At 40.6% G+C, this 26,288-nt stretch carries 26 protein-coding genes; 14 read left to right on the plus strand and 12 right to left on the minus strand.

Going from position 1 to position 26,288, the window contains the following annotated elements; translation table 11 throughout:
- Nucleotides 1–14 precede the first annotated feature (14 nt).
- From Q1A31_RS12270 to ppa, 6 genes are all read right to left on the minus strand, one after another.
- Entirely contained in the window at nucleotides 15–1,142 is a 1,128-nt protein-coding gene (locus Q1A31_RS12270; RefSeq protein WP_299876810.1) for a D-alanyl-D-alanine carboxypeptidase family protein, read from the minus strand.
- 96 nt (nucleotides 1,143–1,238) lie between these two features.
- Entirely contained in the window at nucleotides 1,239–1,754 is a 516-nt protein-coding gene (locus tag Q1A31_RS12275) for an SPOR domain-containing protein (protein ID WP_299876814.1), read from the minus strand.
- Nucleotides 1,755–1,828: 74 nt separating this feature from the next.
- Nucleotides 1,829–2,851, minus strand: a complete 1,023-nt coding sequence (gene mltB / locus Q1A31_RS12280) for a lytic murein transglycosylase B (protein WP_299876817.1) — start codon at nucleotides 2,849–2,851, stop codon at nucleotides 1,829–1,831.
- Nucleotides 2,852–3,967 (minus strand): rod shape-determining protein RodA, encoded by a 1,116-nt coding sequence (gene rodA, locus Q1A31_RS12285; protein ID WP_299876820.1) that lies wholly within the window; start codon nucleotides 3,965–3,967, stop codon nucleotides 2,852–2,854.
- A gap of 1 nt (nucleotide 3,968) precedes the next feature.
- On the minus strand, nucleotides 3,969–5,972 hold the full coding sequence (mrdA, locus tag Q1A31_RS12290) for a penicillin-binding protein 2 (protein ID WP_299876824.1): 2,004 nt from the start codon (nucleotides 5,970–5,972) through the stop codon (nucleotides 3,969–3,971).
- 265 nt (nucleotides 5,973–6,237) lie between these two features.
- Nucleotides 6,238–6,774 (minus strand): inorganic diphosphatase, encoded by a 537-nt coding sequence (gene ppa / locus Q1A31_RS12295; protein ID WP_299876829.1) that lies wholly within the window; start codon nucleotides 6,772–6,774, stop codon nucleotides 6,238–6,240.
- Between the two features lie 129 nt (nucleotides 6,775–6,903).
- Here ppa and Q1A31_RS12300 point away from each other — a divergent pair, with 129 nt between their 5' ends.
- The 8 genes from Q1A31_RS12300 to Q1A31_RS12335 all read left to right on the plus strand — a co-directional run bounded on the left by Q1A31_RS12300 (nucleotide 6,904) and on the right by Q1A31_RS12335 (nucleotide 13,602).
- Nucleotides 6,904–7,479 carry a DUF2058 family protein gene (locus Q1A31_RS12300; RefSeq protein WP_299876832.1) on the plus strand — a complete coding sequence of 192 codons (576 nt, stop codon included), beginning with the start codon at nucleotides 6,904–6,906 and terminating at the stop codon, nucleotides 7,477–7,479.
- Nucleotides 7,480–7,631: 152 nt separating this feature from the next.
- The gene (locus Q1A31_RS12305) at nucleotides 7,632–8,516 is read left to right on the plus strand and encodes an energy transducer TonB (protein ID WP_299876835.1); all 885 of its coding nucleotides are present in this window, start codon (nucleotides 7,632–7,634) and stop codon (nucleotides 8,514–8,516) included.
- 18 nt (nucleotides 8,517–8,534) lie between these two features.
- Nucleotides 8,535–9,149 (plus strand): YqgE/AlgH family protein, encoded by a 615-nt coding sequence (locus Q1A31_RS12310; protein ID WP_299876840.1) that lies wholly within the window; start codon nucleotides 8,535–8,537, stop codon nucleotides 9,147–9,149.
- Between the two features lie 12 nt (nucleotides 9,150–9,161).
- Complete coding sequence (gene ruvX, locus Q1A31_RS12315; RefSeq protein ID WP_299876842.1) at nucleotides 9,162–9,602, plus strand: Holliday junction resolvase RuvX; 441 nt, start codon at nucleotides 9,162–9,164, stop codon at nucleotides 9,600–9,602.
- Nucleotides 9,603–9,638: 36 nt separating this feature from the next.
- Nucleotides 9,639–10,166, plus strand: coding sequence for a bifunctional pyr operon transcriptional regulator/uracil phosphoribosyltransferase PyrR (pyrR, locus tag Q1A31_RS12320; RefSeq protein ID WP_299876845.1), 528 nt, complete (start codon nucleotides 9,639–9,641; stop codon nucleotides 10,164–10,166).
- 105 nt (nucleotides 10,167–10,271) lie between these two features.
- Nucleotides 10,272–11,231, plus strand: coding sequence for an aspartate carbamoyltransferase catalytic subunit (locus tag Q1A31_RS12325; protein WP_299876848.1), 960 nt, complete (start codon nucleotides 10,272–10,274; stop codon nucleotides 11,229–11,231).
- A gap of 2 nt (nucleotides 11,232–11,233) precedes the next feature.
- On the plus strand, nucleotides 11,234–12,517 hold the full coding sequence (locus tag Q1A31_RS12330) for a dihydroorotase (protein ID WP_299876851.1): 1,284 nt from the start codon (nucleotides 11,234–11,236) through the stop codon (nucleotides 12,515–12,517).
- 41 nt (nucleotides 12,518–12,558) lie between these two features.
- The gene (locus tag Q1A31_RS12335) at nucleotides 12,559–13,602 is read left to right on the plus strand and encodes an App1 family protein (protein WP_299876854.1); all 1,044 of its coding nucleotides are present in this window, start codon (nucleotides 12,559–12,561) and stop codon (nucleotides 13,600–13,602) included.
- 5 nt (nucleotides 13,603–13,607) lie between these two features.
- Here the strand turns inward: Q1A31_RS12335 and Q1A31_RS12340 are convergent, their stop codons facing one another.
- From Q1A31_RS12340 to Q1A31_RS12350, 3 genes are all read right to left on the minus strand, one after another.
- Nucleotides 13,608–13,877, minus strand: a complete 270-nt coding sequence (locus Q1A31_RS12340; protein ID WP_299876856.1) for a hypothetical protein — start codon at nucleotides 13,875–13,877, stop codon at nucleotides 13,608–13,610.
- Between the two features lie 340 nt (nucleotides 13,878–14,217).
- Entirely contained in the window at nucleotides 14,218–14,928 is a 711-nt protein-coding gene (locus tag Q1A31_RS12345) for a hypothetical protein (protein WP_299876859.1), read from the minus strand.
- A 154-nt stretch (nucleotides 14,929–15,082) separates the two neighbouring features.
- Nucleotides 15,083–15,610, minus strand: coding sequence for an anti-sigma factor (locus Q1A31_RS12350; RefSeq protein WP_299876862.1), 528 nt, complete (start codon nucleotides 15,608–15,610; stop codon nucleotides 15,083–15,085).
- Nucleotides 15,611–15,820: 210 nt separating this feature from the next.
- Here Q1A31_RS12350 and ycaO point away from each other — a divergent pair, with 210 nt between their 5' ends.
- The 4 genes from ycaO to Q1A31_RS12370 all read left to right on the plus strand — a co-directional run bounded on the left by ycaO (nucleotide 15,821) and on the right by Q1A31_RS12370 (nucleotide 20,212).
- A complete protein-coding gene (gene ycaO, locus Q1A31_RS12355; protein WP_299876865.1) occupies nucleotides 15,821–17,530 on the plus strand; it encodes a 30S ribosomal protein S12 methylthiotransferase accessory factor YcaO in 1,710 nt (569 codons plus the stop codon).
- Between the two features lie 178 nt (nucleotides 17,531–17,708).
- Nucleotides 17,709–18,362, plus strand: coding sequence for a glutathione S-transferase (locus tag Q1A31_RS12360; RefSeq protein WP_299876868.1), 654 nt, complete (start codon nucleotides 17,709–17,711; stop codon nucleotides 18,360–18,362).
- A gap of 70 nt (nucleotides 18,363–18,432) precedes the next feature.
- Entirely contained in the window at nucleotides 18,433–19,386 is a 954-nt protein-coding gene (gcvA, locus tag Q1A31_RS12365; RefSeq protein ID WP_299876871.1) for a transcriptional regulator GcvA, read from the plus strand.
- 559 nt (nucleotides 19,387–19,945) lie between these two features.
- The gene (locus Q1A31_RS12370; RefSeq protein ID WP_299876874.1) at nucleotides 19,946–20,212 is read left to right on the plus strand and encodes a DUF1127 domain-containing protein; all 267 of its coding nucleotides are present in this window, start codon (nucleotides 19,946–19,948) and stop codon (nucleotides 20,210–20,212) included.
- Nucleotides 20,213–20,316: 104 nt separating this feature from the next.
- Here Q1A31_RS12370 and Q1A31_RS12375 read toward each other — a convergent pair whose 3' ends face one another.
- On the minus strand, nucleotides 20,317–21,336 hold the full coding sequence (locus Q1A31_RS12375) for a peptidoglycan-binding protein (RefSeq protein WP_299876877.1): 1,020 nt from the start codon (nucleotides 21,334–21,336) through the stop codon (nucleotides 20,317–20,319).
- Nucleotides 21,337–21,520: 184 nt separating this feature from the next.
- Between Q1A31_RS12375 and Q1A31_RS12380 the strand changes: the two genes are divergently transcribed.
- Nucleotides 21,521–22,546, plus strand: coding sequence for a D-cysteine desulfhydrase family protein (locus tag Q1A31_RS12380; RefSeq protein WP_299876880.1), 1,026 nt, complete (start codon nucleotides 21,521–21,523; stop codon nucleotides 22,544–22,546).
- Between the two features lie 45 nt (nucleotides 22,547–22,591).
- Here Q1A31_RS12380 and pyrC read toward each other — a convergent pair whose 3' ends face one another.
- Nucleotides 22,592–23,668: a dihydroorotase gene (gene pyrC, locus Q1A31_RS12385; protein WP_299876883.1), complete on the minus strand. Its 1,077-nt coding sequence runs from the start codon at nucleotides 23,666–23,668 to the stop codon at nucleotides 22,592–22,594.
- Nucleotides 23,669–23,840: 172 nt separating this feature from the next.
- A complete protein-coding gene (gene ggt, locus Q1A31_RS12390) occupies nucleotides 23,841–25,580 on the minus strand; it encodes a gamma-glutamyltransferase (RefSeq protein ID WP_299876886.1) in 1,740 nt (579 codons plus the stop codon).
- Between the two features lie 150 nt (nucleotides 25,581–25,730).
- Here ggt and Q1A31_RS12395 point away from each other — a divergent pair, with 150 nt between their 5' ends.
- Nucleotides 25,731–26,285: a rhomboid family intramembrane serine protease gene (locus Q1A31_RS12395; RefSeq protein WP_299876889.1), complete on the plus strand. Its 555-nt coding sequence runs from the start codon at nucleotides 25,731–25,733 to the stop codon at nucleotides 26,283–26,285.
- The last annotated feature ends 3 nt before the right edge of the window (nucleotides 26,286–26,288 follow it).

Genomic DNA, 26,288 nt, shown 5'->3' on the forward strand with positions numbered 1-26,288 from the left:
TATTTGATCAATAATTAGTTAAATAATTTCTTAACACTATCAGTAACTTTAGACCAGAATCCACCTGGGTCAACCGCATCAAGTGCTAATAGGGGAACCTGATTAACGATGGTTTCGCCATCTTTGATTATTGCTGTGCCAACGACATCGCCACGTTTGATTGGAGCATCGAGCGATCCATCAAGTTCCATCAAACCTTTTAACTGATTATAGTGACCTTTTTCAACAGTAACGTAGAAATCTTCCATTATGCCTGCGGGAACAGTGCTTTTATTGCCTTTCCAAACGCGAGCATCTGCAAGCACTGAGCCTTTGTCATAAAGCTTATGTGTTTCGTATAATCTGAAACCAAACTCTAATAATTCCTGACTGTAATCCGCGCGAGATTTTTCAGTTTCAGCGCCTAAGATTACTGAAATTAGACGCATATCATTACGAGCAGCCGAAGCAACTAAACAATAACCAGCAGATTCTGTATGACCTGTTTTAACACCATCAACCGTTGGGTCACGCCATAATAATTTATTGCGATTGTATTGTTTGATACCGTTGTAGCTATATTCTTTTAATGAATGAAGTTTGTATTCTTCTGGGTATTCTCTTATTACTTGACGCGTTAAAGTAACGATGTCTCTCGCTGTCGTGTAATGATTGGGATCAGGCCAACCTGTTGGGTTTGCAAAGTTTGTTGAATTTAAGCCCATTTCTTTGGCTATTTGGTTCATCTTCTCAACAAATGAAGCTTCATTGCCTGAGATGTGCTCTGCCAATGCTATAGCTGCATCATTTCCTGATTGAACGATAAGGCCTTTAATCATTCGATTTAGTGGAACTTTTTTTCCGGCTTCAACGAACATTCTTGAGCCTTCCATTTTCCACGCTTTTTCACTGATAAGGACGTTGTCATCTAGTGAGATACTGCCTTTTTCCAGTTCTTGATAAATAACATAGGCAGTCATCAATTTAGTGATACTGGCTGGTTCTATGCGTTTATCAGGGTTTTTCTCAGCTAATTGAACGCCGCTATGGAAATCGACCAGTAGATAACTATCCGCTTTTATCTCAGGAGCGCCAGTTGCTGCCCAGCCCTGATGAGTAAAAGAGATAAACAAACAAATAAAGACAGATAAAATTCGTTTCATGGTGTGTAATTATGGATTCCGAATGTCGAAGAAGTAACTACCCAAAATGAGTAATTACCAAAGTCACTAATTATAACGAGTTATAACCGAAATTGACTAGCTTTCTACTACTTTAAACTGCGATAAGCCAGTGCTGGTTAAGTTATCTTTAGCTTTGTCTATATCTTCTTGATTGTTGTATGGACCAAGACGAACCATATGCAGCAAGTTACCTGTTTTAGTCTTACGAGATTCCATTGTTGCGCCTTTTAAACCAATCGAAGAAAGACGGGTAAAGGTATCAAGCGCTTCCATTTGATCAGCATAAGTGCCAACCACGATATAATAGTTCTTGTTTGCTTGATAAGTAGCTTTACGTGCTGGCGTGGACGCGGTAGTTCTTTTCGTCGTTGCTTGTTGTGGAGCTGCAGTTGTATTGCGTGCGCCTGGCTCACGAAGACTCGGTGGGATGACTAATTTATCGTCAGTGCCTGCCGTGCTTTTATCGCTACCAAAAGTTGTCATATTTCTGGCAGATTTTCCAACTTGGCTAAAAGTACTACAGCCAGATAAGCCAACGAAAGTCGTTATTAATACTATGCTAGTACCAATGTTGAATTTACGGTATATCATTATCGTCCCCTTTTTGGATAATGGTTTTTCGTTTAAATATATAAATTTCTATAATTATTACTTTAATTTTTACGTTATTTAGCCGAGTTTAATTTCCTACGTTTTATTTCCCAAGCAAGTTGAAAAATGGCCATAGCGTATTTAGGGCTATGGTTGTATCTTGTTATTGTGTAGAAATTATCGCCCGTAATCCAGTATTCATAACCTTGCAATCCTTGTAACTGCAACAGTGAAACCTTATCAGAACTAAAATTCCCAAGTGGTTCAACGCCGTGTTGCTGCAATATTTGCATGGTATGTGCTGGTTTAATTGCTTTTGTATTTACAATTTTAGCATATAAATTGCCTAAAATTCGAGCAGGTACTGTAACATTACCATTTGGCTTCCAACCGTGGCGCGAAAAATAGTTTGCTACGCTGCCAATAGCGTCTTCTGGATGCCATAAATCTTTGTGACCATCACGATTAAAATCAACGGCATAATGACGATAACTACTAGAAATAAATTGTCCTAAGCCCATTGCCCCTGCATATGAACCGCTTAGGATATTTGGGTCTCTGATGCCTTCTTCTCTCATTAATTCAAGATAGTGTTCAAGTTCACTGGTATAAAACTTTTCTCTCGGAGGGAAATCCATCGCCAGAGTCGTCAGGCTTCTGAGAACTTTGTGTTTACCAGTGTTGCGACCATAGAATGTTTCTACTCCTATAATCGCAACAATATATTCAGGGTCAACGCCATATTGAGTACTTGCTGCTTTGATCACTTTCTCGTGGCGTTTCCAGAAGTTGACGCCAGAATTAATGCGATCTTCTGTGATGAAAATGGGGCGATATTTGTGCCACGGTTTTCCTTCTGCAGGAGAGCTAACTAACTCAAGAATGCGCTCATCGCGTTGTACTCTAGAAAAAATCTGATGTAAGTAATTTCGATCAAACCCTTTTTGCACCATGCGCTCGATTAGCTGCTGCATTGCTGGGTAACTTGTGTAATTAGCTTTTGCTGAAATTTCTGCCGCAAAGTAGGGGGGTGTCAATATTGAAGGCAATACTAATATTGCACTGATAATCAAATATTGTGTAAATACTTTTAACATTTAGTCGTACCCTCGTTTTCGTTTTCTTAGACCCATGAGGAGTCCAAATGCTGCCATCAGTGTAACTAGAGAGGTACCTCCATAGCTAATTAACGGTAATGGAACACCAACGACAGGAAGAATGCCGCTTACCATCCCGGTATTTACCAATAGATAGATGAAGAAAGTAAGACTAAGGCTACCACCCAATAATCGAGCAAAGGTGTCATGTCCCTTCATCGCGAGGTAAAGGCCGCGCCAGATAATAAATAAATATAATGTGAACAGTATTAGGTTGCCGAGTAAGCCGAACTCCTCGCCAAATACAGCGAAGATGAAATCGGTATGGCGCTCAGGTAAAAAGTCTAAGCGGGACTGATCGCCGTTCAACCAGCCTTTACCGTAAAAGCCACCAGAACCAATAGCAATTGTAGATTGGTAAATATGATATCCAGAACCTAATCGATCAGCACTTGGGTCAAGCAGTGTTAAAACGCGCTGTCTTTGATAATCGTGCATACCAAAATAAAACACTAACGGCGCAGCAATAATGATTGCGACCAATGTTGCCCCCAGCCATTTCCAGGATAAGCCGGCAAAATAGATGACGAAGAAACCAGCGCTGCCAACCAGTAATGCGGTTCCTAAATCCGGTTGCTTAACGATCAGTAGCATTGGTATAGCTACAAGTAATGTAGCAATAAAAATCTCTTTGAATCTTGGGGGTAAGCTTTTCTTTGAAAGGTAGCTAGCTACCATCATCGGGACTGCTAATTTCATGATCTCAGAAGGTTGGAAACGTAAGCTTCCTATTTCTAACCATCTTTGAGCACCTTTTCCCATTGATCCCTGAATCAATACTAAGACCAGAACAACAATACCGATAATATAAATCCAGAAAGCCCAGCGTTTGAGTAAATCGCTCGATAATTGAGTGGCAACCAGCATAACGATAGTCGCAAGAATCAAATGAATAGTGTGATTATTCATCATCCGGGCATCTTCGCCGGATGCGCTAAATAAAATAATGCTACCCAAAGCGATCAAAAGTGCGAGTGACAGAAGCATAACCAAATCTATCGAGGTCAGCCAGCGCAGTACATATCCACCAAAACTTGAACCGCCTTTTGAATTCATATTATGTTCTCGGTGCTGTTGTTAGAGGGCTGTTGATTTGAATTTCTCGTTTAAGTTTTCTTTCAAGCTCTTTCTTCTTTTTCAACTTGTTTATATTCATCAATGAAGGTGATTCATCCGTATTTTTGGCATTGTTTTGTTCACTGATTTCTTCTTTTTGTTGTGGCGTTAGCAGGTAAGTATCTAGTAATTGTCTAGCTATAGGGGCTGCCACTTTACTACCGCCACCTGCATTTTCCGCAATTACGGCTAATGCAATACGAGGGTTTTTAACCGGAGCGAAAGCCACAAATAATGCATGGTCATGTAGTTTCTTTTTTAATTTTGCAGCATCGTATTCCTTGTTTTGAGCAATACCGAAAACCTGTGCTGTTCCGGTTTTACCCGCGAATTGGTATTTGGCTCCTGCGCCTGATCTTCTTGCGGTGCCATGTGTACCATGAACAACATTAACCATGGCGCGAATCACATCATCCCAATACCTAAGTTTTGTGACACCTAATGATGGTAATTGTTCAGGTGTTACGATTTTGGGAGGTAAATTTCGAGAGACACGGGTCGCTCTGAGTACATGAGGTTTGAATTTTCGACCATGATTTGCCATGGTCGCTGTAGCAAACGCTAGTTGTAAGGGTGTCGCAGTAAAATAACCTTGGCCAATACCAGTGTTTACAGTGTCACCTGGATACCAGAATTTGTCGTATTTTTTTCTTTTCCATTCTGCAGAAGGCATGATTCCAGCACCTTCATGGGGTAAATCTATACCTAGTCTGCTGCCAAAGCCAAAGCGTTTCATTGCATCAGAATAACGTTTGATGCCCATCCGAAATGCGAGATCATAAAAATATACATCACAAGATTGATAGATTGCACGATTCAGGCTTATGTTTCCGTGTCCCGCCTTTTTCCAACATCTAAATCTATGTCTGTTGCCGGGAATTTGATAATAGCCTTTGCCGTAGACTGAGCTAGTTGGTGTGACAACGTCAGCACTTAATCCAACTAATGCAGCCATGGGTTTGATCGTAGATCCCGGAGGGTAAGCGCCTTGTAATGCTCTATTGTAGAGAGGGCGATCAATATCATCTCTTAAGGCATTATAGTTGGCATAGCTGATGCCATTCACAAATAAATTTGGATCGAAAGCCGGCATACTTGCCATCGCCAATATCTCCCCGTTTCTAGGATCGATGGCAACTGCGGCACCATTGTGTTCGGCTAATAATTCTTCTGCTTTCAGCTGAAGCTCAAGATCGATACTGAGGAAAAGGTCTTCTCCAGTTATTGGTGCTTTCTCATCAAGTTTTAGCTGAGGCTTACCGTGAGCATCGACTTCTGTTAGTTCCCAGCCAGCTTTGCCGTGTAATCGATCTTCGTATTGCTTTTCAATACCGAGTTTGCCGATATGGGTTGTGCCTTTGTAATTCTTTTTATCTAATGTTTCTAAGTCTTTTTTATCAATTCTGCCGACATAGCCAATTAAATGGCCTGCGGTTGAGCCAAGAGGGTAGTTTCGTCGCATACGTACGCTGACATTAAAGCCTTGGAAACGAAATCGATTGGCTGAAAATATTGCGGTTTCTTTTTCGGTGAGATTTTTACGTAAAACGACAGGTTGAAAACGAGAATTAACTCTCAATTTTTGTTTGAATTTTTTAATTTCCTGAGGAGTGATTGGAAGTAATTGCATCAAGCGCTTTAACTTCCTATCCATATCTTTCACATCATCTTCAGCTGCCTCGAGGACATATTCAATGTGATTGTCGGCTAATAATACGCCATTGCGGTCATAAATAAGGCCTCTAACTGGGGGGGTGGGTATTCTCTTTTGGTAATTTTCTTTTGAAAGCGTCGTATAGTGATCGTAATTTTTGACTTGTAAGAAAATAAGTCTGGCAAACACTAAGGTTAGTGCTACAAATACTAAGACTGCCGCGACAATAGCACGTGAGCGAAATAGGCGATATTCTTCGCGTTCGCTTTTGACTGTTACACGCTTTTCCATTAACTCTCTTTAAACCCGACAGCAGTGCTGCTTTTTTCTATTTTGGTGTGATGTAGTCACACCCCCCGGCTTTTATGAGGTTTTTAGATTCAAAGCTTAGTTGCTTAAGTCAAAGCAAAATCAATGAAAATCTAAAACCCTATAGCAAACGGTGAATCATTAAAATGATTCACCGAGCATAATTGCTACGCATGCTTTTTAGTGTATTTATACTCGCGTGAAAGTATTTTAATACAAAAAAGCCAAGTATTGTAATTAACCTTTTTTAACTTTTGTCATCGTTGAACATTTTGATGCTATCTAGAATAGCTTTTTTAGCTGCAGTCGCATCGTTCCAACCATCCAGCTTAACCCACTTATCTTTGTCCATAACTTTGTAATACTCAAAGAAATGTTCGATTTGCTCGAGTAATAATGGAGGCAGATCAGTATAGCTTTGTAAATGATCTGATGCTGAATGTAGTCCTTGAGCAGGCACAGCTAGAATTTTAGAGTCTTTACCCGCTTCGTCAGTCATTTCAAGAATTCCAACAGGACGTGCAGCGATAACACAGTTGTGAATTAATGGTGTTGGAGTTACAACGAGAACATCCATTGCATCGCCATCTTCAGCTAGAGTGTGTGGGATAAAACCATAGTTAGCAGGATAAAAAATGGGTGCCTGCATGAAACGGTCTACAAATAGAGCGCCACTGTCTTTTTCTATTTCGTATTTTACAGGTGAAGACTCTGCTGGTATTTCAATAATTACATTTACTTCTTCAGGGTAGTTACTGCCTATTGCGATGTTATCAATGTTCATAGAGGTATTCCGTTTCGCGGTTTAAATTACGGCGCATTATAACGGGCTCAGAGAGTTTGACAAACAGTATAGGAATTAAATAGAACCTATATTATGATTCTCAATAATTTAAAAACCTAAAGATAGATTATGAGTTCACTAAGCGACCAATTATTGAAAGCAGGCCTTGTTACTGAAGATCAGGTAAAAAAAGCCGCGGAGAAGCCAAAGCCTAAGAAGAAATTTACTGGAAACAGGAATAATTCTAAGTTAAAACAAAAGGCTACTTCAAGTCAAAACGCTGTTCCAAATAAAAAGCCAAAGAGGGGAGCGTCTGATTTAGAGCAGTTTTATAAAGAGCGTTCAAAGCTTGAAAGAAATGAAAAGCAAGAAGCGCTAAGAAAAAAGCAAGAAGCTGAGAAAATCAAGAAAGAAACAAATGACAAAATTAATAAACTGATCACGGCAAACCTTAAGAATGATGAAGCTGCTGAAATTCGTTACAACTTTGTAGTTGGAACCACCATTAAATATTTATTTGTCACCGAAAAGCAACAACAGGAATTAGCTGATAGAAGTTTGGCGATTACTTTTCTAGGTGGAAAACGAAGTCTAATTCCTATTGAAATAGCAAAAGAGATTACGGCATTGAATCCGAATAAAATTGTGATCATTGCCCCTGAGGATGATTTAACAGATACAGCAGAAATACAAACAGCGGATTAAAAGACACGAGAGTAATGGAGTAATTGAAAGAAGTGCTCTTTCTCTCTTTTTAGTTGTCGTCGCAATTTAAAAGTTTTTATGCTATAGTTATCATTCGGTTTCATACCGTGGGGCGAGTTGTTTAAATAAATACAATAATAATAGAAATGCTTATGTCTTCTTCGATAAAAATTTTTGGCAAAAATCCTCTGCTTTTAACAATACCAGTTTCATTGTTGTTACATGCTGGCTTATACGCAATGGGTTTTAAACCTCCTCAGTTTCCAGAGTCTAAACCTTCACCTACTTTTGATGTAACCATGGTTATGCCGCAGGATGTGCAAGCACCTGATAAAGCTGACTTTATGGCAAATAGTAATCAACAGGGTAGTGGCAGTGAAGACGAAAAAAGCCGTTTAAAAAGCCCTTTGGCAGCGCAAGAGGAAAACCTAGAAAACGGTGATGAGATAGTAACGTCAGAAAAAAATATCGCCGAAGTTACACCTAAACCTGAGCCACAAGTTTTAACCACGAAAGGTGATACCAATAAATTTATTGAAAAACTTCCAGAAGAACAACCTCAAGAAGAGCCTGTAAAAACGGTTGTAGATAATTCGGAGCAAACACTAGCCATTGCTAAATTGATGGCAGAGATGAGTCAACAGGAAGAGCGTTTTGCCAAGCGTCCAAGAATCCATTTCATTGATTCTTTAAGTGCTAAAGGAACGGTTGAAGCAGAATATATTTATACCTGGTCTAAAAAGCTTGAGCGGATAGGTAATATCAATTTTCCACAAAAAGCTTTGGATTTAAGTTTAAGTGGTACTTTAATATTAAATACAACGCTTGATCGCGCAGGTAGAGTGGTAGAAATTCAAATATCCGTGTCTTCAGGTTCAAAAATTCTCGATAACGCTGCTTTGAAAATTGTGAAACTAGCAGCGCCGTATGAACCTTTACCTAAAAAGATTCGTAAAAAATATGACCGATTAAATATCACCAGAACCATCGTTTTTCATAAGAAAGGCGGTAGTAAAGGCGTATTCTCATCTAACTAAATCAGGTATGATATTTTAATGGATGATAATGAGACCACGGAATCGGTCACAACTAAGAATACAAGTAGCAATGAAAATGACAGTTTTTTACAAAGTCAGCTTTTAATTGCCATGCCGGGTCTGGGCGATCCTTATTTCGAACATTCAGTCACACTGATTTGTCAGCATAACAATGAAGGTTGTTTTGGATTGACTATTAATCGACCTATCGAAATAACCGTTGATGAGCTTTTTGGTCAACTCGATATCTCTACTGAAAATTTTCCTGATAAAAAAATGCTTGCACTTCGTGGTGGTCCCGTTCAAGTCGAGCAAGGTTTTGTTATTCACGATACTCAGCGTAAGTGGGAAAATACCCTGGAAATCGGAGATGATTTAGCGGTGACTGCATCCAGAGATATTCTCGAAGATATTGCAAAAGGTGATGGTCCTGAGAACTATATTTTAACTTTAGGTTGCGCAAGCTGGGCTCCCGGGCAAGTGGAAGCCGAGATTAAAGAAAACTCCTGGCTGAATTGCCCCGTGGATAAGAAAATTATTTTCAACATGCCGTATGCAGATCGTTGGCAGGGTGCTGCAGATACTCTGGGATTTGATGTAAACCTCATTAGCGATGTTGCAGGTCATGATTAAGGGTTATTTTCATTGTCTGTAATAATTGCATTTGATTTTGGTTTAAAGAGAACGGGAGTTGCGGTAGGTAATACACTCACTGGTTCAGCAACACCAGAATGCACGCTAATAAGCAAAGATGAACGTCCTGATTGGGAAGGTATAACTCGTTTAATAGAAGAGTGGAAACCAGAACAGTTAGTCGTCGGTCTTCCGATTGAGCTAGATACTGGCCCAGAGATAAAAGAAAATCCTATTAAAAAACGAATTGAACGTTTTTGTAATCAACTTCAAGGGCGTTATAATCTCAAAGTAGATCAGGAAAATGAGCAATTTACTTCCATTGAAGCAGCAGCAAGATTAAAGCAACTAAGACAAAGTGGCAGAAAGAAAAAAGTCACTAAAGATGAAGTTGATAAAATTGCAGCGGCAATAATTTTAGAAAACTGGATGCAAAGCAACGCTTACAGATAGCACGTAGTAAAGCCATATTATAGAATGTGAAAGATAATGATAAATAAAGACCAGAATACTTACAACGTTGACGAATTGTTAACTAAAATGTCACAAGAGCTAAGTGATAGTGTTATCAAAAATAGCCCGGAAGCACCAGTAATGATCGGTATTCATACTGCAGGTGTATGGGTTGCGGAAAAACTTCATGAGTTACTTAAAATAGAAGAGCCTCTCGGTACATTGAACATCAGTTTCTATCGTGATGATTTTAGTAGAATAGGTTTGCACCCTCAAATCAAACCCTCAAAATTACCCTTCAGTTTGGAAAACAAACATGTCATTCTTGTGGATGATGTACTATATACAGGGCGAACAATACGAGCTGCAATGAATGAACTCTTCGACTTTGGTCGTCCTGCTAGCATTACTTTGGCAGTGCTCATTGATAGAGGTCATCGCGAACTACCCATTGAAGCTCAGGTTGTAGGTTTTAAACAAGAAATGACCCCAGAAAGTTATTTTAAGCTGAGTAAATCAGATGATAAATTGGAGTTGACAGTTATAAATCGTGAGACTAATTAACTCATTTATTTGAGCTAAAATGATACCTGACTAAGCTTCTAACGCATCCTCTAACCCAAATAAGAGAATAGAACTATCATTACCCCCGGCCCATTACCATCATCAATGCAGCTAACTGCAGATGGAAAACTTAAACATTTTCTCACTGTTGAGGGGCTTCCTCCTTTATTGCTAGAAGAAATTCTAGATCGTGCAGAACAATTCGTTTCACTACCTGGAAAAAAACAAGTTCAAGCTCCTTTGCTAAGGGGTAAAACGGTGATGAATCTATTCTTTGAAAATTCAACACGTACCAGAACTACGTTCGAATTAGCAGCCAAAAGACTTTCTGCAGATTTACTCAATTTGGACATTAGAAATTCCGCAACCGCAAAAGGTGAAAGCCTGCTCGATACCATTCGTAATCTTGAAGCAATGAACTGTGACATGTTCGTGGTAAGGCATCAAAGCAGCAGCGCAGCCCACTTTATTGCTAAATACTGTGCGCCTCATATCGGCGTTATTAATGCCGGTGATGGCAGGCATGCACACCCGACACAAGCGATGCTTGATATGCTAACCATCAGGCAACACAAAGGGGATTTCACACCGCTAAAAGTGGCCATAGTCGGGGACATAAAACACTCTAGAGTAGCTCGTTCACAAATACATGCACTGACAACATTATGTGCTGGAGAGATCAGACTAATCGCACCTAAAACCTTAATGCCAGAAAGGATCGAGGAAATGGGTGTGAGTACTTATACCAATATTGAAGAAGGCCTGGAAGGTGTTGATGTGGTCATCATGTTGCGACTTCAACACGAACGAATGAACACTGCACTACTTCCATCAGTCAGAGAGTTTTACGCTCGTTACGGACTCACTCAGGAGCGCTTAAATCTTGCTAAGCAAGATGCAATAGTGATGCATCCCGGTCCGGTTAATCGCGGCGTCGAAATAGATTCTCGTGTTGCCGATGGGCCTCAATCAGTAATTCTCCAGCAAGTCACTAATGGGGTTGCTGTGCGAATGGCAGTCATGTCTATGGTGCTGGGTTCACGTGCTGAAAGTGGGGAGGTGTAAACATGAGTAGATCCACACTTATTAAAAATGGCAGAATCATAGACCCTGCAAATGGTATCGATGAAATTGCTGATATAGCCATAGCTAAAGGTAAAATCGACGGTATTGGCAATAATATAAACACTGAATTTAAAGCAGAACATATTATCGATGCAAAAGGCCAGTGGGTATTACCTGGTATCGTTGATCTTAGCGCTTATTTAAGAGAGCCTGGTCAAGAGAATAAAACGCGAATTGCTTATGAAACTTATAGTGCAGTGAGTGCGGGAATCACCCGTGTATGCTGCATGCCAGAAACCAATTCACCGATTGATAGTGGTGCAACCGTAAAGTTAATTAAGAGTAAGGCGAAGCAAGCAGGCTTTGCGCGTGTAAGCGTTATTGGTTCTTTAACACAAGGCTTAAAAGGCGAGCAACTCAGTCACATGGGAAGTTTGAAATATGTGGGTTGTGTTGGTTTAAGTCAGGGACATCAGCCGATTAGAAACCTGGCAACGCTAAGAAAAGCGATGGAGTATGCGGCTACTTTCGAATTACCTCTATTTCTACATCCGATTGAGCATACATTGATGATGGATGGTGGGATGCATGAAGGCGCGCTATCGACGCGGTTAGGCATTCACCCGATTCCTGTTGCGACAGAAACAGTAGGAATGGCGCAAATTCTAATATTAGTAAAGCAGACTAATTGCCCAGTACACTTTTGCCGACTTTCAAGTGCAGATAGTATCGAGATGTTATCCAAGGCAAAACAAGACGGTTTGCCTGTGACAGCTGATGTTGCTGCCCACCAGTTGTTTTTAACTGAGATGGATGTAGCTGATTACAATCCACTCTGCCACACAATCCCTCCATTAAGATCAGAGCGTGATAGAGATGCCCTACGTCAGGCAGTTTCAACAGGCGTTATTGATGCAATATGCTCGGATCATCAGCCGCATGAGATTGATGCTAAATTAGCACCATTTGAAGAGACTGAGCCCGGAATATCGGCTTTTGAGACCTTACTGCCTTTAGTGATGCGTCTTGTCGAAGAAAAGGTGTTAACACTTTCTCAGGCAATAACATTTATAACGCAAAGCCCCGCAGAACTGGCAGGCATTAAAGCAGGTTCGTTAGAAGTGGGTCAAAGTGCTGATCTCAGCTTGTTTGATCCTGAATATTTCTGGCAGCTAGATCCTACTGATATGGTCAGTGAAGGTAAAAATTCGCCATTTACTGGTTGGGGTTTCAATGGAAAAACCACGCAGACTTTCGTTAAAGGTAAATCTGTCTTTTCTCTATGATTTCCAGTTTTGTTAAAAGGGCTATTTCTGGTCTTTTTATTTTGGGTTCGTCCGTTATAAGTGGCAGCCCTTTAAAGTCTGATGAAACGGTTGTATTTTTTCCAACTTCAGCATACCTAAATAGTCAATTACAGTGGGAAGTGCCAATTCACCAATGGGTTTTCGAAAAAGAGGATCAATCGATTCTGCGTAAACTCACCCATAAATTGCTCACAGAGCTTGCTGAAACATTAGATATTTCAGAAGAAGAGGCTAACTCTGAGCTGTTTAAAAATAAAGTGATGTGGTTTATCGTTGATAATGAGCGCAATAAAAAGCTCGATATCATTGTTGAAAGCCTAACTTCCAAGACTGATAAACAAGATAGTGTTCATACCTTAAATACTAGCGCCGCCAATGGACATGCAAGAACAACGATTAAACTACCCAGCTCATCCACGCAAAGTGAATGGATTAAATACAGGGCAATAACTGAACATAAGGCCTCTCAGGAATTTATTGGGCAATCTCAATTAATTCCCAGAACAGGTTTAAGTGTTATTTCTGATATAGATGATACGATCAAAATTAGCGAAGTTCTCGATAAAAAAGCGTTGATACGTAATACCTTTTTAGAAGAATACAGAACCACGCCTAATATGCCTGAATACTATAAAGAGTTAGAGAAGCAAGGCGCTTATTTCCATTATGTATCGGCATCGCCCTGGCAAATTTATCCGAGTTTGAAACCTTTTATGGATAAGCACTATCCGCAGGGAAGTTATTCGCTTAGAAATTTTCGACTGAAAGATTCGAGTATTATAAAGTTCTTACAATCTTCCAAGGAATACAAGCTTGAAAATATCCGTAGTATTTTAAAAAAATACCCAGCACATCGGTTTATTTTAATTGGAGACAGTGGTGAACACGATCCCGAAATATATGCCCAAATCTACCAAGAGTTTTCTGAAAATATACAGCAAATTTTGATCAGAGCAGTTCCAGATTCGGTGTTAAGCGAGGCACGTTTTCAAACAACGTTCGCTGGATTGCCAAAAGATAGTTGGAAAATCCTCAAGGATATAAAAGATACAGATACAAATTAGTTTAATTAGATTTCTTTAGGTTTTTCGTCCATATCACTGCCATATAGCATGAAATGAATGTGTACATAAAGTGCATAAGCGCGGCGATGTCTATTTTGTGAATAAGCATGACGCTCTGCTTTTGTTGCCTCAGCTCTGCGAATCTGATTTTCAACATGGCGCTGAGATTCTGCTAAATAAGCACTTTCACAGGCTTTATCGTCACAGGCTGATACATTAAAAGAGGCGATGAAAAGTGTCAAAGCTGAAAGAATAAGCGCATATTTTTTAAACATTATATTTAACCAAAGTGATTTTTGATTCAATATAATGTTGCATTCAAGCTGTTGATAGCAAAAGCAGATTTGAGGTCTATATCATCAGATAGTGGTCAAAAAACCAACAATTAACGGTAATATATGACGGATATAGTGATATTTTCCTTAAGCTACTTATTTGGCTACTAATACAAATTAAAAAGCACACCCCCCCTACTTACTATGAGATTGCCATTTCGTTTTTTGAAATGGGCAACTCATGTATGCCAGAGCTTAGGACTAGTTCGTCTGCAAGACGATTCTAGACCTTAGCGTGCATATAGAGCGTTTTTTAATGATGTATTGAAGAGCTAATCAATTAATTAACAGGAAGTTTTTCGCGCAGTTCATCTCTATCAAACCACCAATCACCAGCAACGATCGCATCAATGACCTGAGCCAGTTTTGGCAGGAATAGATTAGGATCATTTAATTCAAGTTTATCCATCCAGAAATTTAACTGGCCTTGATCTGTCACATTGCTGTGTCTTTCTGCAACCTTAGCAAGCATATTGGTAGTCAAAAACATCACACTATCTCGTTTTTCACCTTCGAGTCTAAGATCAGCAATATAGTGCGCGGTGGCAGCGGCAACAGCAGCACCATCGGATTTATCCGGTGTATCATCGACGAGGTTTTTCATCATCACAATGCTTAACTCTGGGTCGATCGGATAAGTCACGGAAAGCCACATTGCATGCCCCAGTGCAATGACTGAACCGGGTAAATCTGTACGATAAAGCGCATCCAGTGCGTTTACCGCCTCTTCATATTGATCATTTTTCATGTAAATCAAAAATGACTCTTTTGCTAAGCCCCATGCTGCTTCGGGCATGCCGTTACCACCAGAGTCCAGCATAATTTCAGCGATTTCATGTTGAAGATGGGCGCGATCTAATGGATCACAATCCGGTTTTAATTGGACCAGTTGCGCTTGTTTCTGATCGAGCTGCTGCTTCAGGAAGTCGCGAGATTCAGAGGCTTCGGTAAATTCTAAGCCAGATTTTTGAGATTCAGTGTTATCAGTCATGATTATGTTTAGTCGATGAATTCTAAGAATATTAGCAAACAATTATAAACATTGTTCTGCTTAAGGGAATATATATAAGGAAATATAGCGGATGCAGTAAATAGCCTTTGCAGTAAATAGCCTTTGCAGAAAAAGTCTGTGTCCGCTTGGATTATTAAGGTTGGGCTAACAGCAAAGGTTGGTTGTTAGCTTCACCTTCGGTGTGTAAAACCAATTCAAATTTATAAGGAGATTGGATTTTAATGGTGTCAAATGACATGAACAGATCTTTATCTTTTGTTACTTTAAACACTGCTACCAGGCTTGCTTGCTTATTAGCTTCGGTTAAATCGTGGACCCATAATTGATAATACTGATTGTCATTAATTTTAGGTAAATTGATAAATTCCACAACGCCTTGCTGCAAAGCTGCGCTCCAAACCAGACTTCCTTCCACATTTTTCATCAGTGGATTGAGTGTTCTCAACCAGTTGGTATTCACTACATTAGGCTGTAAAAGCAGAAGTTCTTTTCTTGACTGGATTTGTGAACGTTCGGCACTGACCTCAGGTTTAGCATCTTGTATTCGTTTATATGTGCTGACGCCAATCTGGCTAATAGAAAAAATGAGCACAGCAGTAATCAGCACCAGCAACCACAAGGGTAAACTGAATTTGTCTGATGTTTTTATTGTGCTGTTCAACTAAATTACCTGCTTATTCCTTAAGTCTATCTTGTAAAATGCTCGATTAAATATGTCATCAAGAAACTCTGATAAGACATCTAAAAATACATTAACAATTCATGTCGTGATGTAAATACTGATATTGTTCTGTAATAGATCCATTTTTAACGTGTTATTTAATAGTAGTTCAAATTAAAAAAAGTCCAAATTAAAAGTAGACCAAAAACCATGCCCTCGCAAACCCATATACCAGGTAAAGATGCTGCACTAGAAGATTCTATTGCTTCCATGCAGAAAAAGCTGGAAGCGTTAGACTTTCATATTACCGAACAATCCTGGTTGCATCCTGTTGCTAATATCTGGTCTGTAGATATTCGCGAGCGGGATTGTCCATTGTTATTTAGCAATGGCAAAGGCACTTCTAAAAAAGCAGCATTAGCCAGTGCCTTGGGGGAGTTCTTCGAACGCCTTTCAACCCATTATTTTTGGGCAGACTTCTATCTTGGGGATGAAATTGCTAATAGCAAATTTGTGCACTATAAACAGGAAAAATGGTTCGACACTAATAGTCATGGTTCGTGGCCAGAAGGTGTGCTTAACGATGAGCTACAAGACTTTTACAATCCAGATGGTGAGTTACAGGCAAATAAGCTGATTGATGCAAATTCAGCCAATCCTGAAAGAGGGCTGTGTTGTCTGCCTTATGTTTGTCAAAGCACGCAAGAGCCGGTCTATTTTCCTCTAAATATCATCGACAATCTTTATGTCAGTAATGGCATGTCTTCGGGAAATACGCCAGAAGAAGCCAGAGTGCAGGCATTATCTGAAATATTCGAACGTTTTGTGAAATTTAAAATTATTGCTGAAGGGATTTCACTTCCTGATATTCCCAGTAGCGTAATTGCCCGATATCCAGACATACAAGAAACTATCAAGGAAATGGAGCAGGCTGGTTATCCGCTTCTGGTCCAAGATGCCTCCTTGGGCGGTAAATACCCAGTGATAGCTGTGACACTGCTAAACCCTGAAGATCAGGGAGTGGTTGCCAGTTTTGGTGCGCATCCACTATTCGAAGTGGCATTAGAGTGTGCTTTAACCGAGCTACTTCAAGGGCGTGGATTAGATAAGCTAAATGGTTTTGCTGAAGCGGGTTTTGATATGGATGAAGTCGCGAGTCCACAAAATTTAGAAACACACTTTATCGATTCCAGCGGAATTATGAGTTGGAATTTTTTGCAGAATAAGCCAGATTATGAATTTGTTGATTGGGGGATTCATCAAAACGCTGATGATAGTAGCAACACAGCAAAAGAATTTGAAGATCTTTGCGATCGTGTTCATCAGGAAGGTAACGATATTTATATCGCTGATTTCCAACAGTTAGGTATGTATAGCTGCCGTATCCTGGTGCCGGGTATGTCTGAAATATATCAGGCAGAAGATCTGGTCTGGGAAAATAATAATGCCGGAATCGAAGTTCGTAATGCCATTCTGAAACAAAATAAAACAGCAGCAGAGTGTGAAGCACTAATAGAAGAAATCGAAGATTTGAATCTGGATGATCATCACTCTGTAGCAGCATTGCTGGGTCTGCCACCTGATGAAGGCAGTATTTTCGCAGACCTGCGTTTGGCAGAACTAATTACATTGCTGGCTCTCAAAGTTCAGGATAACGAGCGTATCCAGGAAGGTTGTGAATGGTTGCTGCACTACAAACAGATTAATCCGAGGCGTTTAAAAGTTTACCAATGCATCAATACCTTATTGCAATTAGACGGAATGGTTAATTATGCAGATTCATTAGCCAAACTTTACGGTAAAGCGGTGATGAATGATGCGCTAGCCTTGATTGATGGTGAAGATATCTTTCCTTTGCATAGTGACTGGAAAATGCATGATTTATTGATTGAAGCTTATCGCAAGGTGCATGTTGATTAAGTGTTAAAACACACCCCCCTACTTTTAGGGCTTTTTTCGTGTGTTTTTGTGATCATCTATTACGAACACTTCAATCAGAAAGAGTGAATACCCAACCTTGTTCATTATTGGTAAAGTCATTTCTCAGCACTAAATACATTATTTAATGCAATACTTAGTAGATAGAAGGGGTATGAAAATGAGCGACTTAGAACTAGTCATCGGTAATAAAAATTATTCCACATGGTCTTTGCGTCCGTGGTTTTTCTTAAAGAACCTGGATATCGAATTCAAAGAAAAAATGGTATTTCTGTTTGAAGATGATACCAATGAAATTCTAAGTCCCTATTTTTCTAACGATAAAGTGCCTGTGTTGCTTGATGAGGATCTACAAGTCTGGGATACCCTGGCAATCATTGAATATGCAGCGGATAAATTTCCAGAGAAAAATGGCTGGCCTGCAGATCTGAAAGCCAGAGCAATTGCAAGATCAGCTGCTGCAGAAATGCATTCGAGTTTTATGGCAATAAGAAATGCATTGCCAATGAATCTTAGAAAACACTTTCCTGATTATCCAATCGATGACGATGTCAAAGCGGACATTCAGCGTATTTTTGCGTTATGGGATTATTGTAAACAACATGCCAGCGTAAAAGGCCCATGGTTAATGGGGGAATTTAGTGGCGTTGATGCGATGTATGCGCCAGTCGTGATGCGCTTAATCGGTTATGATGTAAAGCTTTCAGGGTTTGCCGCAGAGTACGCAGACTTCATATTGAACAATCAGCATATGCAAGATTGGATCGCTGACGGTAAACAGGAAACGCAAATCATCACTTCAGATGAAGTTTAATCGTATAAAAAGTGGTTGAAAGTAGGGGGGTGTCCTATACTCCATTGAATTAATTCATTATTAGTAATTCATGCCGACACCGCACCTCCCACCTTTAAACGCTTTAAGAACCTTCGAGGCAGTAGCCCGTCTTAAAAGCTTTACTAAAGCAGCGAATGAGCTGTACGTTACTAGAGCAGCGGTAAGTCACCAAATTAAAAACCTTGAAGACTATCTGGGCTTTCAGTTAATAAAACGTCAAACCCGATCTATTTCTTTGACGCCAGCGGCTGAGGCGGCATTACCAAAGCTTCGTGAAGGCTTTAATAATCTATCGGATGCAGTGCATCTGATGAGTTCTCACCAGTCGAATGAGAATATCAATGTTTGGATGGCACCCTCATTTGCATCGAAATGGTTAGTGCCTCGTTTGCATAGTTTCTCCTTGAAGTACCCAGAAATTGATATGCAGATTAGTGGAAATACCGGTTTGGTCGACACAGCAGAACACGGCAATGTGTCTATGGAAGAAGTATTCCGCTCGAATAATGTGGATGTGGCGATACGATTTGGCTCAGGAAATTATGCCGGTTGTGTAGTGCATAAACTCTTCTCAGTTAAAGCGATACCATTGTGTAGTCCTGAGTTGTTAAATAATCCTGAAAAGCCACTGAAAACTCCGGAAGACCTTAAATACCATACGCTGTTACACGATAATACCGACTATAAAGGCCGTCCCGAATGGGAAGCCTGGTTGAAACACGCAGGAGTTACCGGGGTAAAAGTAGATCGAGGCTTGCGTTTTAATCATATATCACTCGCAATGGATGCAGCCATCGATGGTCAGGGTGTTCTAATGGGTATTGAAACACTGGCTAGAAGCGACATAGAAGCCGGTCGGCTTTGCCAACCCTTTGATTTAAGTTTGCCGTTGAAGCGTTCTTATTACGTCATTCGACCCGAAGCAATGGATTCTAACCGTCATGCGGTGGATGCTTTTATCGAATGGATAATCGAAGAAGCCAAAAACGATCAAATAATCTAAACGTTTTCACTGCTATTTAAGATAGTCATCCGCAATATTCGTAAGCTACTAATTTTCAGTAGAATCTTCATTTGTTCATTCTCGAACAATAGCTAAAAAGCAGTAATTAAATCTACTATAAAAATTATGGGTTAGTAAAACTAACCATATGGTTGATTTTAAGTCTCTTGTGGAAAAGCTTTCAGAACTCTAATATTAACTCATCGGACGACAAGCAAGCTTGTTCAGAAGATCAAACTGATGAGAATGTATTAGATCAAGAAAAATTATTTTCGACTCCTAATATTAAATCAGTAAACAAAATTTTCAATTAGGCAGTATATTTTTTAACTGCGTAATTAATACCATCTCCTCCTTGGACCGTGAAACATTGTGTTGTTTCGCGGTTTTTTTTGTCTAAAATTTGTCAAAGCAAGCTAATTGGTTACTAAAACTAACCAGTACGTTGATTTTAAGTCGCTTGCGAAGAATATGCGAAACCCCTAATATTCAATTGTCGAAGGGTAAAAAGCCTTTCTTATTCAAAAAACCAATAAATAAAAGATAAAGGTATATAGAGATGAGCTTCAAGAATGTATTAAAAAGTATCAATGAATCATTCAAGTTATCTGGGTATGCTCGAACAGCACAAGAATTAAACTTGCTTTCTAACGAGCAACTAGAAGACCTTGGTATTTCAAGAGAGCTTTTGAAACTTGGTGCAAGTGGCTATCCATGGCGCACAGAAATTGCAAAAGTAATTCCTGATAATGTATCGCAAATTAAGCCAGCGACATCATCAGTAGACCAAACAACAGTTATGTCGAAAACGCCAAAAGCGGCATAACTAAAACCGACTCCTCCTTGAGCCGCGGGGCATTGTGTTGCTTCGCGGTTTTTTTTTGCCTATAACTATTGTCTAACAACTAAGCTCCAAAATATTCTTGATCGTTAGTCGCAATAGGCATTTATTGATGCTCTCGTATTCGCGCCAACAATTCCATCTGGTGTCAGTCCTTTAATAATCTGATAACTGATTACCGCAAGTTTCGTGTTTGATCCAAAAATCCCATCCGCTGTTCCAGCTCCCAAGCCCAACTCATTAAGAAATCGTTGTAATTCAGCTACCTGAAATACGCCGTTTACGCCATCGCGTCTATTGATTCTTAAATATTGAGAAATCGTATTGTTTCTAAAATGCCTTAAAGCACAAGGTGCTCCCGGTGTAGGTTCAATCGGTGGAGTAGGGCCAGGGTTTGGCGCAGCTCCCGTGAAATCGGTTTGCATTGCGGATAAATAAGGCAATGCTTGAAGCCTTCGCCCCACCACATCAGCGACTATCGTATCAAACGTTGTTTTTTTAATAGAGCCGCTGGTTAATTCAACAGAATGCACAAACAAAGCTGCGGATAAATTGGCTGCATTGCGTTGCTGGATAAAATCATACGCCGCATTCACCGAATTGATATTCATTACCGGCGTATTTAGCGGATTATCTGCTGACGCGTCAGACCACGTGCTGATAATGCCTCTTGCATAAATAATGCCCGAATAGCTAATGCCATTCTCTGGCCCCGCATTACTGCCATGATAGGACATTATTCTGGGCTCAGCTCCAGTGATATCCGCGATCACATCTTTAATCTTATCCAGATTATTACTTTGATTCGCCTGACTATTGCCACGGGTAAGTGCATGCGCGCCAAGTGACACAAGATTATGATCAAGATCGTAAATACTTTGCGCAATTCTTTTTTCGGCAGGACAAAAATTGAGCGGATCAGAACATTGGATAAAAATAGTAACCGGTATCTGTTTACTCACTAAATGTTTCACAACATCGAAGGTGCTGTAAATTCCCGGGCCACCTTCGTGTAAATGGTCGATGGTGAACACAACTTTGTCGAGAAAGGGTGAATTAGCAGCATGTAGATACTGCTGCATAACAAAAGAAGGATTATACGTTGGCATGTTTCCTCGCTTTAGGTCATGAGACCTGTATTTTTTAACAATATGGCATAACAAATGCTGTTGGAATTGTTAGTGTTGATCGTAAAGTGTAAATCAAGTATTGAGAAAATCTTGTGACAAAAGTCACAAGCTCACTTTTCAATACTTTTTTATATAATGTTTAGAAATCAAACTATCATTAGGCATGAATAACATATTAGACAAATTCCCACGTAAACAAATCGTCCATGCGCCAACGCCTTTAGAGCACATGCCTAATTTGAGTAAACACTTTGGAGATTACAATTTATACGTAAAACGTGATGATTGTACGGGCCTGGGAATGGGTGGAAATAAAGCCCGTCAGCTAGAATTTTATTTTGGTGAAGCGCTGGCCCAAGGTTGCGACACGATATTAATTACAGGTGCCGTACAATCAAACTATATGCGTATGGCCGCAGCTTTTGCGCGTAAATGTGGAATGGATTGTCATCTTCAACTAGAAGATAGAGTGCCTGATAAGCCTGCTGAGTATCACAATTCTGGCAATGTCACTTTATACAAAGTGTATGGCGCAACCTTACATCATTATCCTGACGGTGAAGATGAAGAAGGCGCGGACAGACAGCTAAAAGAAATTGCAGATTCATTGGTGAATCGAGGCAAGAAGCCTTATATCATTCCACTGACTCTTTCTGAAAAGCCTAAAGGTGCATTAGGCTATGTTGCTGCTGCCTTTGAGCTAGATCAGCAATTTAAAGAGCAAAACCTAAATCCCGCAGCAATGATTGTTGCATCCGGAAGTTCATATACGCATACAGGTTTATTAACGGGGTTGAGATTGGTAGATAACCAAGTACCAGTGATTGGCGCCTGCGTGCGACGAGACGCAGTACAGCAGAAGGCTCGAGTCCATCAATGCGCGCAATATCTTTGCAATAATTTATTAGACACTAACGGCGATTTAAAAACCTTGATCGATGATGCCGATGTGCTTGTTGAGGATTTTTGCCTCGATGGAGGCTACGGCAAAATTACAGATCAAACCAAAAATGCCATTCAACTGTTGGCGCATAACGAAGGTTTATTGTCTGATCCCGTGTATTCAGGAAAAGCTTTCGCCTGCGCGTTTGGCTTAATTGAGCAAGGTCGTTTTCAACAAGGCGATGATATTGTGATTATTCACACTGGCGGCACCCCCGCTCTTTTCGCTTACAACTCTATATTTTAAAAAAGGTCTATAACTAGGGGGCAAGCAGTTATTTCGTAATGGTTTTTACGAAATAAGCTTCCAGTGACAGTGTTCACCAGCACGTAATGGTATGAGGTTTTCGTCTCCCATCGCAAGTGATTCAGGGACTTCCCAGGTTTCTTTGCTCAGCTCTATGGTGCCTGAGTTTCTCGGTAATCCATAAAAATCAGGGCCATAAAAACTCGCAAATGCTTCTAGTTTATCCAAGGCATCTGCTTTATCAAACGCTTCTGTATAAAGCTCCATCGCGTGTAATGCGGTATACATTCCTGCACAGCCACAGGCGGTTTCTTTCGCAGATTGTGTGTGGGGCGCGCTGTCTGTGCCGAGGAAAAATTTAGGGCTGCCACTTATTGCTGCTTTTACCAAGGCTTGTCGATGTGTTTCGCGTTTTAAAATAGGCAGGCAATAATGATGAGGACGAATGCCTCCGGTGAAAATATCATTACGATTCATCAGTAGGTGATGCGCCGTAATCGTTGCACCGATATTATCCGGGGCACTACTTACAAACTCCACTGCGTTACTGGTGGTGATGTGCTCCAGTACTACTTTTAGCGTTGGGAATTTAGCTATTAACGGTTTTAAAATGGTATCTATAAACACCTGTTCGCGATCGAATATATCAATCGCAGGGTCGGTCACTTCACCGTGTACCAGTAATAATATTCCGGCTTCCTGCATCGCTTCTAACGCAGGATAAATATTTTTCAGATCGCTGACGCCTTTGTCTGAATTGGTGGTAGCACCTGCAGGATAAAGTTTCAGTGCATGGATAAAACCACTTTCTTTGGCTTCGCGAATCGTTTCGGCTGTTGTGTTATCGGTTAAGTACAACGTCATTAATGGTTCGAAATCAGAATCAGGCACCGCCGCTAAAATCTCTTCACGGTATGCTTTTGCGTGCGCAACGGTTGTGACTGGGTTCGCAAGGTTCGGCATGATAATCGCGCGCTTGAATTGCTTGGCGGTATCAGGAACAACGCTTTTTAATGCTGTACCTTCGCGAACGTGGAGGTGCCAATCGTCTGGTCGTGTAATGATCATGTTATTCCTGAATTTATCTAATTGAGGGGTGGAGTTGGCTTCTGCCATGTCCATTTAATGATTCGATTCTAGAGTATGCGAATCGGGAATAAAAGAGGGGAATTAAAGAGAGTGTTATGACACCCCTCTACTTATAGGCACTTTTTTATAGTCACGTTTAAAAATGTGGCTATAAGTAGGGGGGTGACAGTTAATTATTTACATATTTGTTGAGTTAATATTGAGGCTATTTACCAAGCGCTTTACCCACACGACGCGGATCAGCACCGCCTTCTAAGCCAGTTTCTGTTCGCACGATACCGTGTAAGCCAGAATTTAAATCTCGTACCGATACTTTATGTCCAATTGCTTCAAGTCCTTGTTTCAGGCTTGCTGCATCGGTGTCCTGTTCCAAGTCGGTTGTACCATTGCGGTTTACATAGTGAGGCATGCTAATCGCTTCCTGAATATCCATATTCCATTCGAGCACCCCTAACATGGTTTTAGCGACATAATTGATGATACGGCTGCCACCCGGAGAACCGATCAACATTACTAACTGATCATCTTTATCGAATACCATAAACGGCGACATAGAACTGCGTGGACGCTTGCCCGGTTGCACGCGATTGGCAATCTTATTGCCATCTTTTTCATTGCTGAATGAGAAATCAGTGAGCTGGTTATTCAGCAAAAATCCATCAACCATAACCGTAGAACCAAATGCCATTTCGATACTTGATGTCATCGAAAAGCCATTGCCTAGTTTATCGACAATACTGAAATGAGTGGTGCTGGGTTGCTCGGGTGATTTAGATTGCTTCCAGTTAGCGTCAGCATTGGGCGGTACACCTGCTTCAGCTTTGCCCATATCTTTTTCGCCAATGAGTTTGGCGCGTTCTTTTAAATAACCCTCGTCGATTAAGCCTTCTACAGGAACATTCACAAAATCAGCATCTGCCATGTATTTGCCGCGGTCAGCGTAAGCGAGCTTGCCTGCTTGTGCGAATAAATGCGCAGACTCAACCGACAATGGTTGATATTGCGCGAGATCTTTGTCTTCCAGTAGTTTTAAAATCTGAATAACCGTCATACCGCCAGAGGTTGGTGGGCCCATGCCGCAGACCTTGTATTCTTTGTAATCAGCACACACCGGTGGACGTTCCACAGCTTCGTAGTTCGCCATATCGGCAACCGTCATTAATCCCGGGTTATCGACCGCAGCGTTTACAGCAGTCACGATATCCATCGCTATTTGTCCTTTGTAAAAACCTTTCGCGCCCAGTAACGCAATGCGTCTAAGTGTCATCGCAAACTGCGGATTTTTCTTAATAGTGCCTGCGGCAAGTGGTTTGCCATTGGGGAAGAAATAGCGCCAAGTTTCTTCGTATCGACCCAGTGCAGGATTGGTTTTATTCAGAATTGACTGACCTAACTTTGGTGAAATCTCGAAGCCTTCTTCGGCGAGTTTAATCGCATCTTCAAATAAATCAGCCCACGGAAGTTTACCGTGTTGTTTATGTACTTTTTCCAGCATTGCAACAACACCGGGAACACCAACGGCTCTACCGCCAGCGAGTGCTTCCCACCAATTCATATTTTTTCCATCTTCCTGAAAGAGTTTTTCAGTGGCTAGCATGGGCGCTTTTTCACGACCATCGTAACTGGATAGTTTTTTATTCTCATTGTCCCAATACAATGAAAATGCACCGCCACCAATACCACTAGATTCTGGCTCAACCAGATTCAGCACCAGTTGCACCGTAATAGCTGCATCAATCGCACTGCCGCCTTTTTCCAGAATACGTAAGCCCGCTTCTGTCGCATAAGGATTCGCTGACGAGACCATGTATTCATTGGCTTTAGCCAGTACCTGAGGGATTCGACCATTACCAAATTCTGGATAACGCGCTTCTTTAGCAGAGAGATTACTCGTTAAAAGAGAAAAACTAATGAGTGTGAAAAGCAGGATTCGTGTTTTTTTCATATCAGTCTTGGGAATAATTATTAGAACTTTAAGCTTAGTTCAAGATGATATTTTGGCAGGCGTTTTTTTATACAAATATCGTAAGATATTCGTATAAAGCCACCCCCCTACTTATAGGTACTTTTTTCTGAATTTCCCTATAATGGCGTTATGGTATATAAACTAAAACAGTTCATGACCGAGCCTGCATTGCTCACAGGCGCAGTCATCATCGCTTATCTTATCGATTTTATTATCCCTATCGATTTCAATCGCTTTGGTATTCATCCTCGTTCATTACTGGGGTTGTTTGGTATTCCCTTGTCTCCCTTTTTACACGGTGGTTTTGGTCATCTATTCAGTAATATATTTCCATTGTTTGCATTGGGCGTGCTGTTACGAAGTTTTGGACGACATTTATTTATTGGTTCAACCGTTGCTATGATATTGCTCAGTGGTTTATTAACGTGGCTATTAAGTTCCAGCATTGTGGTGGGTGCTTCGGGGTTAGTCTTCGCGTACTGGACGTATTTAATTACCACAGCGATTCGCCAGAAAACCACGCAAACGATCATCATTGCAGGAATTACATTGCTTCTCTATGGTGGGCTCATTTTAGGCTTAGCCAGTTTTCGGGAAGGCATCAGCTGGGCAGGGCACTTTAGTGGTGCGGTTGCAGGTATCGTGGTTGCAATATTAATACCAGCGGATAAACAGACGAGATAGCGA

Source organism: uncultured Cocleimonas sp. (genome assembly GCF_947495625.1).
Classification (GTDB): Bacteria; Pseudomonadota; Gammaproteobacteria; order Thiotrichales; family Thiotrichaceae; genus Cocleimonas.